Annotated in this window: 14 protein-coding genes; 5 read left to right on the plus strand and 9 right to left on the minus strand. The window is 60.8% G+C overall.

Annotation, left to right across the window (positions count from 1 at the left end; all coding sequences use genetic code 11):
- Positions 1 to 11: 11 nt before the first annotated feature.
- The 8 genes from AXW83_RS15325 to AXW83_RS15360 form a co-directional block, all read right to left on the minus strand.
- Positions 12 to 788 (minus strand): SDR family NAD(P)-dependent oxidoreductase, encoded by a 777-nt coding sequence (locus AXW83_RS15325; RefSeq protein ID WP_066614929.1) that lies wholly within the window; start codon positions 786 to 788, stop codon positions 12 to 14.
- Positions 785 to 985, minus strand: a complete 201-nt coding sequence (locus AXW83_RS15330) for a hypothetical protein (RefSeq protein ID WP_066614930.1) — start codon at positions 983 to 985, stop codon at positions 785 to 787. The genes AXW83_RS15325 and AXW83_RS15330 overlap by 4 nt, the downstream gene beginning before the upstream one ends.
- A 121-nt stretch (positions 986 to 1,106) precedes the next feature.
- Positions 1,107 to 1,895 carry an enoyl-CoA hydratase/isomerase family protein gene (locus AXW83_RS15335; RefSeq protein ID WP_066614932.1) on the minus strand — a complete coding sequence of 263 codons (789 nt, stop codon included), beginning with the start codon at positions 1,893 to 1,895 and terminating at the stop codon, positions 1,107 to 1,109.
- A 138-nt stretch (positions 1,896 to 2,033) separates the two neighbouring features.
- On the minus strand, positions 2,034 to 3,215 hold the full coding sequence (locus AXW83_RS15340; protein WP_066614934.1) for an acetyl-CoA C-acyltransferase family protein: 1,182 nt from the start codon (positions 3,213 to 3,215) through the stop codon (positions 2,034 to 2,036).
- 596 nt (positions 3,216 to 3,811) lie between these two features.
- A complete protein-coding gene (locus AXW83_RS15345) occupies positions 3,812 to 4,612 on the minus strand; it encodes a transporter substrate-binding domain-containing protein (protein WP_156640084.1) in 801 nt (266 codons plus the stop codon).
- A gap of 18 nt (positions 4,613 to 4,630) precedes the next feature.
- Entirely contained in the window at positions 4,631 to 5,275 is a 645-nt protein-coding gene (locus AXW83_RS15350) for an amino acid ABC transporter permease (RefSeq protein WP_066614939.1), read from the minus strand.
- 1 nt (position 5,276) lies between these two features.
- On the minus strand, positions 5,277 to 5,951 hold the full coding sequence (locus AXW83_RS15355; protein WP_066614940.1) for an amino acid ABC transporter permease: 675 nt from the start codon (positions 5,949 to 5,951) through the stop codon (positions 5,277 to 5,279).
- A gap of 10 nt (positions 5,952 to 5,961) precedes the next feature.
- The gene (locus AXW83_RS15360) at positions 5,962 to 6,618 is read right to left on the minus strand and encodes an HD domain-containing protein (RefSeq protein WP_236841680.1); all 657 of its coding nucleotides are present in this window, start codon (positions 6,616 to 6,618) and stop codon (positions 5,962 to 5,964) included.
- Positions 6,619 to 6,727: 109 nt separating this feature from the next.
- Here AXW83_RS15360 and AXW83_RS15365 point away from each other — a divergent pair, with 109 nt between their 5' ends.
- Positions 6,728 to 7,618, plus strand: coding sequence for a LysR family transcriptional regulator (locus AXW83_RS15365; protein WP_066614942.1), 891 nt, complete (start codon positions 6,728 to 6,730; stop codon positions 7,616 to 7,618).
- Positions 7,619 to 7,721: 103 nt separating this feature from the next.
- On the opposite strand, the gene AXW83_RS26605 is transcribed toward AXW83_RS15365, so the two are convergent.
- Complete coding sequence (locus AXW83_RS26605; RefSeq protein WP_082767159.1) at positions 7,722 to 8,459, minus strand: GntR family transcriptional regulator; 738 nt, start codon at positions 8,457 to 8,459, stop codon at positions 7,722 to 7,724.
- A 298-nt stretch (positions 8,460 to 8,757) separates the two neighbouring features.
- On the opposite strand from AXW83_RS26605, the gene AXW83_RS15370 reads away from it, so the two are divergent.
- Genes AXW83_RS15370 through AXW83_RS15385 form a run of 4 tightly spaced genes read left to right on the plus strand, consistent with a single transcriptional unit; the run spans position 8,758 to position 12,468 of the window.
- Positions 8,758 to 9,747, plus strand: coding sequence for a 2-hydroxyacid dehydrogenase (locus tag AXW83_RS15370; protein ID WP_066614944.1), 990 nt, complete (start codon positions 8,758 to 8,760; stop codon positions 9,745 to 9,747).
- Positions 9,744 to 10,928 (plus strand): enolase C-terminal domain-like protein, encoded by a 1,185-nt coding sequence (locus AXW83_RS15375; RefSeq protein ID WP_236841681.1) that lies wholly within the window; start codon positions 9,744 to 9,746, stop codon positions 10,926 to 10,928. The genes AXW83_RS15370 and AXW83_RS15375 overlap by 4 nt, the downstream gene beginning before the upstream one ends.
- A complete protein-coding gene (locus tag AXW83_RS15380; RefSeq protein ID WP_066614946.1) occupies positions 10,928 to 12,031 on the plus strand; it encodes a maleylacetate reductase in 1,104 nt (367 codons plus the stop codon). Before AXW83_RS15375 ends, AXW83_RS15380 begins: the two co-directional genes overlap by 1 nt.
- A complete protein-coding gene (locus AXW83_RS15385) occupies positions 12,028 to 12,468 on the plus strand; it encodes a tripartite tricarboxylate transporter TctB family protein (RefSeq protein ID WP_066614951.1) in 441 nt (146 codons plus the stop codon). The genes AXW83_RS15380 and AXW83_RS15385 overlap by 4 nt, the downstream gene beginning before the upstream one ends.
- Positions 12,469 to 12,470 lie beyond the last annotated feature (2 nt).

The following is a 12,470-nucleotide window of genomic DNA, read 5'->3' on the forward strand; positions in this document are numbered from 1 at the left end:
CCATGGACTGCTCACATCGCCATCTGGCCGCCATCGACCGGCAGGGCGATACCGGTGACGACGCGGGCCTCGTCGGAGGCGAGGAATAGGGCGGCCGCCGCAATATCCTCGGGCTCCGGCATGCGGCCGAGCGGAATCGTCGCGCGGAACCGCTTTATTGCCTCGTCGCGGTCATTCGCCATGCCGGGCAGGAAGGCCGAAAGCATCGGCGTTTCCGTAACGGTCGGGCAGATCGCATTGACGCGGATGTTTTGAGGCGCGAGCTCCAGCGCGAGGCTGCGCACGAGCCCGACGATGCCGTGCTTGGCGACCGTATAGAGGCTGAAATTCGGCTTCGCCTTGAGACCCTGAAGCGAGGAGGTGAAGAGCAGCGAGGCGCCAGCGGGATTACCCGAGGCGCTCTGGCGCAGTGCCGGCAGCGCCGCGCGTGTCATCTTGAGCACGCCGACGAGATTGACCCGCAGCACGCGCTCCATCATCTCGTCGTCGATCGTCTCGAAGCTGCCGGTAAACGGGCCGCCGGCATTGTTGTGCAGGACATCGAGCGCGCCGAAGCGCTCCAGCGCGAAGGTCACCGCGTGGTTGCAGTCGTCGCTCGAAGTGTGGTCGCAATGACAGAAGGCCGCCGCCTCGCCGATCCCGGCCGCTACGCTGCGGCCGGCTTCGTCGGCTATGTCCGTCACCACGACCCGCGCGCCTTCCGCCGCGAAGCGCTGCGCGACGGCCCTGCCGAGTCCGGACCCGGCGCCGGTGATCAACGCGACCCTGCCTTGCAGTCGGCCCGTCATGCGCTCGCACCGGAGATCCGGGTCGCCGGTGGCTCGGTGATCTCGACCATGGCCGCGATGCGGCCGCGCAACTGCGCCGCCTGCCCGCAAAGCAGCGGGTCGTCGGTGCGGCACAGCCGTTCGGCATCGGCAAGCATGCGGATGAGAATCGCGTGCTCGTCGTCAGAACGGCTCTCATGGCGACGATCATCGCTCATCGGCATTTCCTTCCCAGTCATCGGCCTCTTGTCGTGCGGCTGCGCCGTACCCGGGCCTTCAAAGTCGGTTCTCGGTGGCCGCGCCGCCAGCATCGAAGCCTGGCGCAAACGCGGCTGTCAGTCACGTTCGATAGGACGGCTTGCGCTTCTCCTTGAAGGCGAGCAGCCCCTCGGTCGCGTCCGGCACCGTCGTCGCGTAGTTCAGCACGAAGTCTATCTCGTAGCGCAGACCGGTCTCGAGATCCGTCGTCAGCGTCTTGTTGACGAGATGCTTGGCCGATGCCAGGCCGACACGGCTCTTGTCGGCGAGCTTCGCGATGAGCCGGTCGAATGCCTGCTCGAGTTCTGCATGGGGCACGACCTCGTTGACCAGCCCGATCTCGCGGGCTTCCGCGGCGCTGAGCATTTGTCCGGTGAGCATCAGGTGTTTGGCGCGCAGCAGGCCGATCGCACGTGGCAGGCGCTGCGAACCGCCTGCTCCGGGCAACTGTCCGAAATTGAGGTGCCCATCGCCGATCCGAGCCGTATCAGCCGCCAGCACGATGTCGCAAGCCAGCAGCAGTTCGAGCCCGCCTGCGACGCAGACGCCATTGATCAGTGCGACATAAATCTTCTGCGAGCTCTCGATGCCGGCCAGCATCGCGAAGAAATCGTCCAGAAAACCCGCGAACTGCGCCGGCTCGCGGTAGAGTTTGAGATAGCCGTCGAGATCGCCGCCTGCCGAAAAACTGCGGCCGCTGCCGATGATGCTGACGACGAAGACATCGGGCATGGCCTCGATCGCTTCGACGGACTGCTTGAGCTCGCGAACTGTCGTCCAGTCGAGAGGGTTCAGCTTGTCTTCGCGCATGAGCGACAGCCGGACATGCCCGCCGGATCGCTCCAGCCTGACATTGCGGTCTTCCGTCATCGACGCATCGCTTTTCGCTAACATCCGCTTCGAGCCAATTGTCCGCTTGTCCGACAGAGACGAGGCTACCATCTGCCTGCGGCACGATCAAGAGATTGAAGATGCGTCCGCTGGATTATTCGGCTTCTGCGAGGGGTTTCAGACGCGCTCGAAGATCGCCGAGATTCCCTGGCCGCCGCCGATGCACATCGTGACAAGCGCATAGCGACCGCCGCTGCGCCGCAGTTCGTGCACTGCCTTGACGACGTTGATCGCGCCCGTCGCACCCACGGGGTGACCCAGCGAGATGCCGCTGCCATTGGGGTTGACGATGGCGGGATCGAAATCGAGTTCGCGGGACACCGCGCAGGCCTGTGCCGCGAAGGCCTCGTTCGACTCGATCACGTCGAGATCGCGAACAGTCAGCCCCGCCCTGGCCAAGGCCGCGCGTGTCGCCGGAACAGGGCCGATGCCCATATAGTTCGGATCGACTCCGGCGTGGCCATAGGCGACGAGCCGCGCCAGCGGCGTGGCGCCGCTGCGCCGGACCGCCTCGGCGCTTGCCAACACGATCGCGGCGGCGCCGTCATTGATGCCCGAGGCGTTGCCTGCGGTGACGGAGCCGGCCTCTTTTTTGAAGATCGTGCGAAGACCGGCGAGATCAGCTTCCTTCACATCGTGGCGGACATGCTCGTCCTCTGCGAAAACAACGGGGCCGGACCGGGTCTTGATGTCGACGCCGACGATCTGATCCCTGAACCGACCCTCCCTTATCGCATGCGAGGCGCGGCGATGGCTCTCGACCGCGAGTGCGTCCTGAGCCTCGCGGCTGACGGCATAGCGCGCGGCGACATTCTCGGCCGTCACGCCCATCAGGATCCGTCCGAAGGGATCGCGCAGCGCCCCGTCGAGCATGTCGACCATCGCCGTATCGCCCATCTTCACGCCCCATCGCATGGCCTGCGACAGAAACGGCGCGCGGCTCATGCTTTCGGAGCCGCCGCAGAGAGCGACATCTGTATCGCCGAGCAAGATCGTCTGTGCCGCAGAAATGACGGCCTGCAGCCCCGATCCGCAAAGTCGGTTCACTGTGAATGCCGGCGTCTCGATCGGAATGCCCCCGTTCACGGCCGCGACGCGGGCGATATAGGCGTCCCGCGGCTCCGTCTGGATGACCTGGCCCCAGGCGACATGCCCGACCTCGTCGGCGGCGGTCCCGCTGCGCGCCATCGCCGCCTTGACCACCGTGCTCGCCAGTTCGGCCGGCGCGATGTCCTTTAGCGCACCGGCGAAGGCGCCGATTGCGGTACGTTGACCCGCTACAATGAAAACCTCGGTCATCCGTCACTCCGCTCGATCGCGCGCCTCGGCTGAAATCGGCGCAGCACAACCTGAGTTTAATGTCGGGTTGTCCGACACGCAACATGGATCACAGTGAGTTCGATGGGCAATCTCGCAACCATCGCCGGGCTGCAAAGCTGGCTCCTGACGACACGGTTAGCCGCTGGCGCATCGTTCATGAGCACTCGTCCTATCAGATAGCGATGGACGAAAGTTGCAAGGCACTTACTGATCTCAAACCAGAGGGATGGCCGCTCCACGGTCTCCGCGCTGGAACAACTTCTATGACCCGCGGGTTCGTTCAGCAGGCAGCTAGAAGGAACATGTCCTGCGCGATGGTGAAGGAAACAAGTTATCCGATGCCGAGGTCGAGAAGGTGAAGTCCGCTGAAGTAAAGCCTGCGGACGCCTCCCTCAACACGATCTCGGTCGACCCGCATGCGGGCGAAGAGGCCGCCACTAATAAGGATGCAGAACCGCTGCCCCCAACGCCGCCAGGCATTCCGACATTCTGAGCAAGGGCTGTTCTGAGGCCTTGCTCGTCGGGTTGATAGATGCGGCGGCGCTCGTCGGCTCCACGGCAGCAGCGAGTCTGAACTAAAACGCCGGCAATGGCTTCCAGGCATCGCCCATCCACTTCTCGTAGGTTTGCCCGATCTTGCCATTCAAGATGTTCACGAACAGAAAAGTGTTCACCCAGCGTTGAAAGTCGAGGTCACCGCGGCGAACGCCCATCGCATAGACGTTGTCGGTAAGCTTGATCTTCTGATCGAAGCCTTTTTCCGGGTACCGCTTCTTCAACTCGGCTGCGAGATAAGAGACCGTTCCGGCAGCATCGACCTGACCGGCGACAAGTGCGTTGAGATTGGCACTATCGTCCGCGAATTGAATAAGCTGCATTCCCGGGATATTCGCTTGGGCAAGAATGTTGGCGTAAGCAGAGCCGCGCGCAACGCCGACGCGCTTGCCAGCGAGCTCAGCAAGACTTGCGATCTTGAGCTCTGGCGGGCCAATTACCATCGATTGGTGCATGCCGTAGGGCGAGGTGAAGAGGACTGACTTCGCCCGCTCGGGGGTGATCTGCAGGGTCGCGGCGATTACATCAGCCTTCCCCGTCAGCAGCGTCGGAATGCGGTTCTCATTCGTAACCGAAACGATCTCGAGCGCAACGCCGAGGTCCTTGGCCAGCATCTTGGCGATATCCACGTCGTAGCCGTCAGGCTCCATTTTAGCGTCAGTTGTGCCAAACGGCGGTGATGCGATGTTCACTCCAACCAGTATCTTTCCGCGCTTCAGCACCGCATCGAGTGTCTGCGCGTTCGTGGTTAAGGTGCCGGAGGCAAGTAAAAGGAGCGCAGCTGCAATGGAGCGCATGGGTCTTCCAAAGGCGTTCGTCATCGAATGGCTCTCCGTTTTTTAAGGGTGGGCATGTCGATGCTCCAGCCATTCGGACAGCAGCGTGAATGGCAGGCACATCACGAAATAGGCGACTGCCACGACGCCAAAGGCGAGAAGTGGCTGGAAGGTGGCATTGCTGGCGATCTGGCCGGCTCGGGTGAGCTCGACGAACCCAACAAGAGCGGCGAGCGAGGTATTCTTGATCAGCTGGACCGTGAAGCCGCATGTTGGAGCCAAGGCCATCCGCAGTGCTTGTGGAAAGATCACAAAGCGGAAGGAAAACCAGCGATTGAGCCCGAGCGCCGCAGCGCCTTCCCATTGCCCGGATCCCACCGCGCCGATCGCGCCTCGCCAGATCGTCGAGAAATAGGCGCCGGCATAAAGCGTCAGGGCAAGCGCGCTGGATAGGAGTGCTCCAAGATCAAAGCCTAAGGCGCTCAGCCCAAAATAGGTGAGCAACAATACGATCAATAGCGGCGTCCCTTGCACGAACTGGACGAAGATGGTCACGCCGTGGCGGGCAATGGCGTTCCGGGCAAGCCCTATTGCCGTGAGCAGGGCGCCAAACAAGACGCCGCCGGCCAAGGCCGACGCCGCAAGAAGGAGCGTCCAGCGTGCCGCAAGGACGATGTAGAACATTTCATTAGGGCCAAAGCTGCGCATGTCAGGCCCACCTTGTGCTTCGGAACAATGGGCGCCCCAGAGCCCAGAGTAGCAGGCGCTGCAGATAATTCAGGGCCAGGTAGAAGGCGGCAGCCAGCGCAAAAGCTTCAATGCTCCGGAATGTGTCAGAGTTGATATCGGACGCGGCAGCTGTGAGTTCCTGAGCGCCGATCGCTGACGTGATACCCGTTGAGAGCATCAGCAACACGTTCTGACTCACTAAGGCCGGGTAGATGCGCGCCAATGCAGGAGGCAGTACTACGAGGGCCAAGGTCTGCCAGGGCCGGAGTGCCAGGCTCTTGGCAGCTTCGATCTGCCCAATTGGCGTCGCCGCAAGCCCTGCTCGGATGATTTCGCAGGTGTAGGCGGCGTTATTCAGCACGAGGGTAAGGGCGGCTGCCGTGACCGGCGACAGCCGAATCCCGATCGAAGGCAGACCCAGGAAGACCACGAAAAGCTGGACGAGCAATGGAGTGTTGCGGAAGATCTCGACATAAGCCCGCGAAAGCCATCGCAGCGGCCAGGCCTTCGCCCGACGGGCTAAGGCCAGCATCAGGCCAAAGCCGGTGCCCGCCACAACACCGATCACGGTGAGGAGAAGAGTAAGCGTTAGCCCCTCCAGCAGCAGGGGCCAGCGCTGCAGGACCGGACCAAATGTAAGGGTATAATCGATCATAGATCCCGCTTCACATCAGGGGTCGTGGCGTCATCATGGTGCCTGCAGCGGCGAGGCTATCGGAATGGCACAACCCCAACGTCGCCGCGCTGTACCACCAGGTGTTGTCCGCCCAGCGGACGATCATGCACTCGGTGCTCAGCTTAATGTGCTGGCCCTCCATAGAATGACCCAGCGCGATATGAGCGATGGCTTCAGGCAGTCCGGCGGCGAGACAAATATGTGCGCCATATACGGAGTGGCGCAGGGACGGATAGCCGGTCCGGTCAGGTCTGGCTTGCCAACGTTCTAGATTGACAGGATCGCATTCCCAACACTTGCCGATGTCATGGCAGAGGGCTCCGGCCAGAACAATGTCGCGGTCGACCTCGACATGCGGGAAAGTTCGGCGGAACTCGTCGACGGTGTTCACGGCCAGCCTAGCCACGCCGCGCAGATGGAGTTCTTGGCTTCCGGTCTTCAGCACAAAGTGATTAGGCGCGCCCTCGCCCGGAATATCTGAAATGCGTGTGAATGATGAGTCCCGTAACGACAGTGCCCACGCCTTGATCACCTTCTCACGCAATCCGTCGTCGACGATCCCGGCGATCTCCGGAAGATCTTCGAGGATGGAGGCGCGCACGGTCGCGGAGACATCATCAAGTTCGGCTAAGGGCAGGCTTGGCACAGAAAACCTCGATCAGATAAGGGCAATCCTGCAAGCCTAGTCGCAGTGATCGGCTGGATTCCAATCGAAAATATCCCTAGCTTGATCAAGAAACTTGATCGGGCAATGCATGCTGAACCTTAAGCTCATCGAGGCATTCTATTGGGTGGCGAAGCTCCGCAATTTTCACGCCGCGGCGGACCGCATGCGGCTCGCACAGCCGACTGTGACGTATCGTGTCAAAGAGCTGGAGCGACAACTTGGTCGTTCGTTGCTGACGCGAAGCAGCCAGCCAGTGCGTATGACGCCGGTTGGCCAGGCCTTCTTCGTCAATGCCGAGCGCTTGTTGACGCTAGCGCAGGAGATGCAGCATCAGATGCGGGCCGGCCAGGAGGTAACAGGCCTCTTGCGGCTAGGCGTCATGGATGCTTTTGCCGCCGTTTGCCTTCCGGAACTTTTGCGCAGCCTTGCGGAACGCCATCCCGACCTCGAGGTCTCGGTCGTAGTCGATCTCAGCCACACTCTGACATTGAAGCTGGACGCCGGCGAGCTAGACGTCGCCGTGGTCTCCAGCCCACCGATCCTACCGGGTCTACGTTATGATAGGCTTGGGGGACAAAGCGTAGGCTGGATCAGCGCACCTTCTGTCGCGAACTCGCTACACAAACCACAGAACATCGCCGAACAGCGGATTTTTATAACACCTCCCCCATCCAACCTGGGAACGATTACCGCGACGTGGTTCAAAGAGTGTGGGTTAGAGCCGCCCTCCTTCAGCATGTGCAACAGCATGTCTGCCATCGTGCGATTGGTAACTGCGGGCGCTGGCGTCGGCATTATGCCCCTTAAACTTGTCGATGACGCCCTGGCAGCCGGCAGGCTCTGCCATCTTGACCACCTCGCGCCGGTGAACCCGCAAGACATTTTTGTCGCGCTGCCGCTAGGCGTATTGGACTTGGCCGTCACCGTTACAACGGATGCGATCAGAGCCGTCGTTCGAAGTCACGGGTTCAACGATTAGGTGTTCCAGTCAGTTTAGCGAAAGGCGTGCTGTGCCGAGGGAGCGTATGCATTGGTCATGCTGGGCGCAATCTTGCCGTTGTGCCATTGCACCCAAAGCCGCTTTACAGGGAAACCGTTGTGCGAACTCTCGGGTCGGCGATTGCTTGCGGGGTCGAAGCGCGAACTGCTTGAAGGCGCCGGCCTCCGCCCCGCAAGTGATCAGAGATTGCCTTTTGTGCTGCTATACCGTCGCCGGTGAGGAAAGCCGATAGGATCGCTTCGTGCTCTGATAAAACTTCTTTCGACGGAGCTCCGCTGGCGCTTCTTGTCAAGTAAAGTCGTGATTGAAGCAGGATAATGTGTAGGTTCGCATAGATTTTAGTCATAGCCGGATTTTCGGCACTGTCGATTATCGCTTGATGAAAACGCGCATCTTCGTCGGTAAATTTTCGATAATCTCGATATTTTGTGCCAAGTCGCCGGATACCACTCATTTTCCGAAAAGATTGCTCCATCGACCGGAGCGTTTCTGACTTCATTTTTGGCGCGCCGACCAGCGCACAGTGCCCCTCCCAGAGAATGCGAAACTCCATCAATCCTGCCAGATACTCCGGACTAGGCGGCGGTAAAACCGAATAGCCCGCATACAGTTCGAGCGACACCAATTGCTCTCTTTCAAGACGCGCTAGAGCCTCACGTATCGGGGTCGAGCTCACACTAAGTTCCCGCGCCAAAGCATCGATGTTCAGACGAGCGCCGGGGGGTAACTCCCTGTCGATAATGCGCGCTTTGATATCTTCATAGGTCTGCTCGGAGACGGTCGTCCTCACCAGAACGCGTGGAAGCGTTTTTACCGTCATCCTGAAGCCCCTCGCTGATCGTGCACGATCCTATCTCGAAACAATCCTTGCATATTAGGGGCTTGGCAATCAACAAAAAGGGATTGATCAGATACCTGGATCGTGCATTATGCACGAAACATCGGGCATTAAATGATCCGATGCGTCCTAGTGATTTAGGAGAGAATGGAGGAGCTGCTCAGATTCCGGCGATCGCCGGTCGAGCCGCGCCAAGGAAGGAAAGTGTCATGGGTGTTTCGCAGCGCCGTCCGCAGATCATGTTCGGCTGTTCGACGCTCCTGTCGAAGGAGCCCATCTCGTGAAGGTTGTTTTAGTCGGAGATGCAGGGCGCCAGAAGACCGTGCTTGCCCCGCTCCTACCAAACGTGTCGATCGTCACGTTACCTCGCGAGGCCGCTACCTCGGATGATTTCGATGCGGAGATTGCCGAAGACGACGTTGTGGTGAGCTTGCGATTCCGGAGGCCCCAAGGCGCTCCGCGGTTTGCGCTACTTCACGTGCCTGGTGCCGGCCTTGATGGGGTCGATCTGGCGAGTCTCTCGGCGGGCTGCAAGGTCTGCAATGTATTCGAGCACGAAATTCCAATCGCCGAGTATGTGCTCCACAGCATGCTTGGATGGGAAATACGCCCCAAGGAGATGCAGTTCACTGCAGAGGGTTGGGGTGAGGCGCATCGGAATCGGAAACCGCATGGCGAACTGGCGGGAAAGACGCTGGCAATTGTCGGTTTCGGTAGGATCGGTCGGGCGCTCGCCGAGCGAGCCCGTGCTTTCGGTATGCGTATCGCTACGCTTGATCGCTCGATCGGACAGCACGGAGCGCTCGTCGACGAGCGGATCGCTCCTGACCAGCTGCATCGTCTCCTTGCCATGTCCGATTATGTCGCGCTGACCTGCCCTCTGAATGAGAGCACACGCGGGCTGATCACTAACACAGAACTTGCCGCGATGCGTCCCTCCAGTGTGTTGATCAACATATCGCGGGCCGAGATTGTCGACGAAGCTGCCCTCTACAATGCGCTGGCAGAGGGTGAGATCGGGGGCGCCATCCTGGATGTTTGGTACCGCTATCCCGTCGGGGCCGACGACAATCCCGAGCCAGCGGCGTTCCCATTGCTCGAACTGCCGAACGTAGTGGCGACGCCGCATTCTTCGGCCTGGACGACGGCTCTTCCCGGCCGACGCTACAGCATCATTGCCGAAAACATTCGTCGTCTCGCTTCGGGCGAGCCGCTGCTCAATCAGGTCTGGCCTGAGGCCGAGATCACCAACCGGAAACAAACATCGTGAACGAGCCTATCAAAATCGTCGACATCCAGACTCTCGTCGTCAATGCCGAGATGCGTAACTGGATTTTCGTCAAAGTCATTACGGATCAGGACGGGCTTTATGGCTGGGGAGAAGCCAGCCTCAACTGGAAGACGCGCTCCGTTACCGGAGCAGTCGAGGATCTGAAGCCTCTCCTGATCGGCAAAGACCCACGCGATATCGAACAGATCGTTCGCATCCTGAACAAGCATAGCTATTACAAGCTCGGGATCATTGGTGCCACGGCGATCAGCGGTATCGAGCACGCGTTATGGGATATTTTCGGCAAAAGCCTTGATGTGCCGGTTTGGCGTCTGCTGGGCGGCAAGACCCGCGAGAGCGTCCGGGTCTACACGCATCTTGGCCTTGGCGATATGAAATCGGTCTACGAGACCTTCGACGAGGGCGCCCTACGCGAGAAGGCGCTGGCAGTGGTCGAGCAAGGCTACGACGCGCTCAAGGTCGTGTTCATTCCCTACGCGCATTTCTCGGTCGGTATCCCGGCCCGCAAGCATGTCGGCAGGCTCATGCGGACGCTTCGCGACGCGGTTGGCGACGGCGTCGACATCATGATCGACTTCCATGGCCGTCCGGCTTCGATCGCGGGCGCTCTCCAGTTCATCGAGGAACTGGCGCCGTACAACCCGATGTTCTGCGAGGAGCCGGTCATTCCAGGCGACACCGAGGCTATGCGCCTCGTCACCGAGCGGGCCGGCTGCCCGATCGCGACTGGCGAGCGGCTGGTTGGGTTCAAGGAATTTGAGCCGCTGTTTGCTGCCAAGGCTTGCCACATCGTTCAGCCCGACCTGAACCACACTGGCGGCATCCTCGAGGGCAAGCGCATCGCGGCCGCTGCAGAACAGGCTTTCATGGGTGTTGCGCCGCATAACCCCAATGGTCCGCTCGCGGGCGCGGCTGCGCTGCACTTCGATGTTTCGACGCCAAATTTCGTGATCCAGGAAGAAATGAGCGGCGCCGTGCCCTGGTATGACGACGTCGTCACGGTCCCGATGAAGCGCACGGGCAGTTCCTGGGCGGTGCCCGAAGGCCCCGGGCTGGGGGTGGAGGTCAATGAGCGCGAGGCCGCCAAGCACCCCTTCAAGCAAGAGGTGATCCACACAGCCTCGGCAGTCTTGCCCGATGGTACCGTGGTGGACTGGTGATGACGATGACGAACCGAGCACTCTCTAATCGTCGCGTCTTTGCAACGCCGGGCGGGGTTTACAACGCCACGCCTTCGAGGATCATTTTCGGCGCCGGAAGCTTGACCCGCGTCGTCGAGGCCGTCGACGCTCACGGTGCCAAACGTGCCGTCGTTGTATCGACGCCGGGTCGACAGGATCTGGCACAGCGCGTCGTGAACCTGCTGGGCGATCGTTGCTGCGGTGTCATTCCTGAAGCCGTTTCGCAGGTTCCGATCGAACTTGCCCGCCGGGGTCGGAGATTGGCTGCCGAGATGGAGGCCGATTGCATCGTCAGTGTGGGCGGGGGCGCATCGATCGGGCTCGGCAAGGGGATCGGGCTTGAATATGCCAAGCCTATCATTGCCATACCTACCACCTACTCCGGGTCGGAGATGACGGGCTTCTGCGGCATCACCATCGACGGTGTGAAGCGTATGCATACTAGCCTGAACATGCTCGCTGGGACCGTGATCTACGACCCCGAACTCTCCGTCGGTCTGCCGGTCGATGTCAGCATGGCAAGTGCGATGAACGCGCTCGCCCACTGCGTCGATTCCGTCTACGTCTCAACGATCAGCCCGATCATTCTGGCCGCCGCTCATGAAGGCGCGGCGGTGCTGATCGGTGCGATGCCTCGCGTTGCCGCGGCACCAGACGACCTCGTGGCTCGAACCGACCTGCTTTACGGTGCGTATCTGGCCGGGGCAGCGCTTACCGGCGGTTTTGCTTTCCAGCACGGCGTGGCACACACGCTGGGCGGCTCTTTCGGCATCGCGCATGGCACCTCCCATGCGCTCGTGCTGCCGCATGTTGCCGCTTACAACATGCGACATGCGCCAAGAGAGTTGGAACGGCTGGCCCAGGCCATGGGCGTTACCAATCTCGGCAGATCCCTTTTCGATCTGCTTGAAAAAACGGGGCTTCCGAAAAGCCTGGCAGAAGTGGGCTTTGCAAAGAGCGACATTGGACGGGCTGCCGCAATAACCGTCGAGACAGACAACGGGCTCAATCCAGGGCCGGTTACACGCGAGGACGTGGAAGCTCTACTTGACGACGCTTATCACGGTCGTCGCCCATCATGATCGAGAGGCTGGTCAATCTGACGTGGATCCTGCTGGGAGCGGGTGCCGCCGCATTGTCCTGGCGCATTGGCTTGACCGGCCAGTACGGCCCGGATTCGGGCCTCTTTCCATTCGTCGCCGGCATTCTGGTCTGCCTGGGTGGCGTTGGTCTGATGTTGATCAAGGGCAATACTGCCGCGGGCCTGGAATGGCCCGACCGCACCGGCTGGAAACGCATCGCCGGGGTGATCGCCGGGCTGGCATTTATGTCGGCGGCAATCCCTTACCTCGGTTTCGCCGTCGCCGGCGTGATAACGATGGTGATCCTTTTGCGCACCGTGGAACGGAGCGGCTGGGGATCATCCATCCTCCTCGCCGTAGTCTCCGTCGCAGTGACACTATTTTTGTTCGGTTATCTGCTTGAGTTGCAGCTACCGCGCGGACCCTGGGGGTTCTGATG

The sequence above is a fragment of the Bosea sp. PAMC 26642 genome (genome assembly GCF_001562255.1).
Lineage (GTDB): Bacteria > Pseudomonadota > Alphaproteobacteria > Rhizobiales > Beijerinckiaceae > Allobosea.

Bases quoted from the DNA above. Each gene is read 5' to 3' on its own strand.
- AXW83_RS15325 (WP_066614929.1), bottom strand. From the start codon at position 788: ATGACGGGCCGACTGCAAGGCAGGGTCGCGTTGATCACCGGCGCCGGG.
- AXW83_RS15330 (WP_066614930.1), bottom strand. From the start codon at position 985: ATGAGCGATGATCGTCGCCATGAGAGCCGTTCTGACGACGAGCACGCG.
- AXW83_RS15335 (WP_066614932.1), bottom strand. From the start codon at position 1,895: ATGACGGAAGACCGCAATGTCAGGCTGGAGCGATCCGGCGGGCATGTC.
- AXW83_RS15340 (WP_066614934.1), bottom strand. From the start codon at position 3,215: ATGACCGAGGTTTTCATTGTAGCGGGTCAACGTACCGCAATCGGCGCC.
- AXW83_RS15345 (WP_156640084.1), bottom strand. From the start codon at position 4,612: ATGACGAACGCCTTTGGAAGACCCATGCGCTCCATTGCAGCTGCGCTC.
- AXW83_RS15350 (WP_066614939.1), bottom strand. From the start codon at position 5,275: ATGCGCAGCTTTGGCCCTAATGAAATGTTCTACATCGTCCTTGCGGCA.
- AXW83_RS15355 (WP_066614940.1), bottom strand. From the start codon at position 5,951: ATGATCGATTATACCCTTACATTTGGTCCGGTCCTGCAGCGCTGGCCC.
- AXW83_RS15365 (WP_066614942.1), top strand. From the start codon at position 6,728: ATGCTGAACCTTAAGCTCATCGAGGCATTCTATTGGGTGGCGAAGCTC.
- AXW83_RS26605 (WP_082767159.1), bottom strand. From the start codon at position 8,459: ATGACGGTAAAAACGCTTCCACGCGTTCTGGTGAGGACGACCGTCTCC.
- AXW83_RS15380 (WP_066614946.1), top strand. From the start codon at position 10,928: ATGACGATGACGAACCGAGCACTCTCTAATCGTCGCGTCTTTGCAACG.
- AXW83_RS15385 (WP_066614951.1), top strand. From the start codon at position 12,028: ATGATCGAGAGGCTGGTCAATCTGACGTGGATCCTGCTGGGAGCGGGT.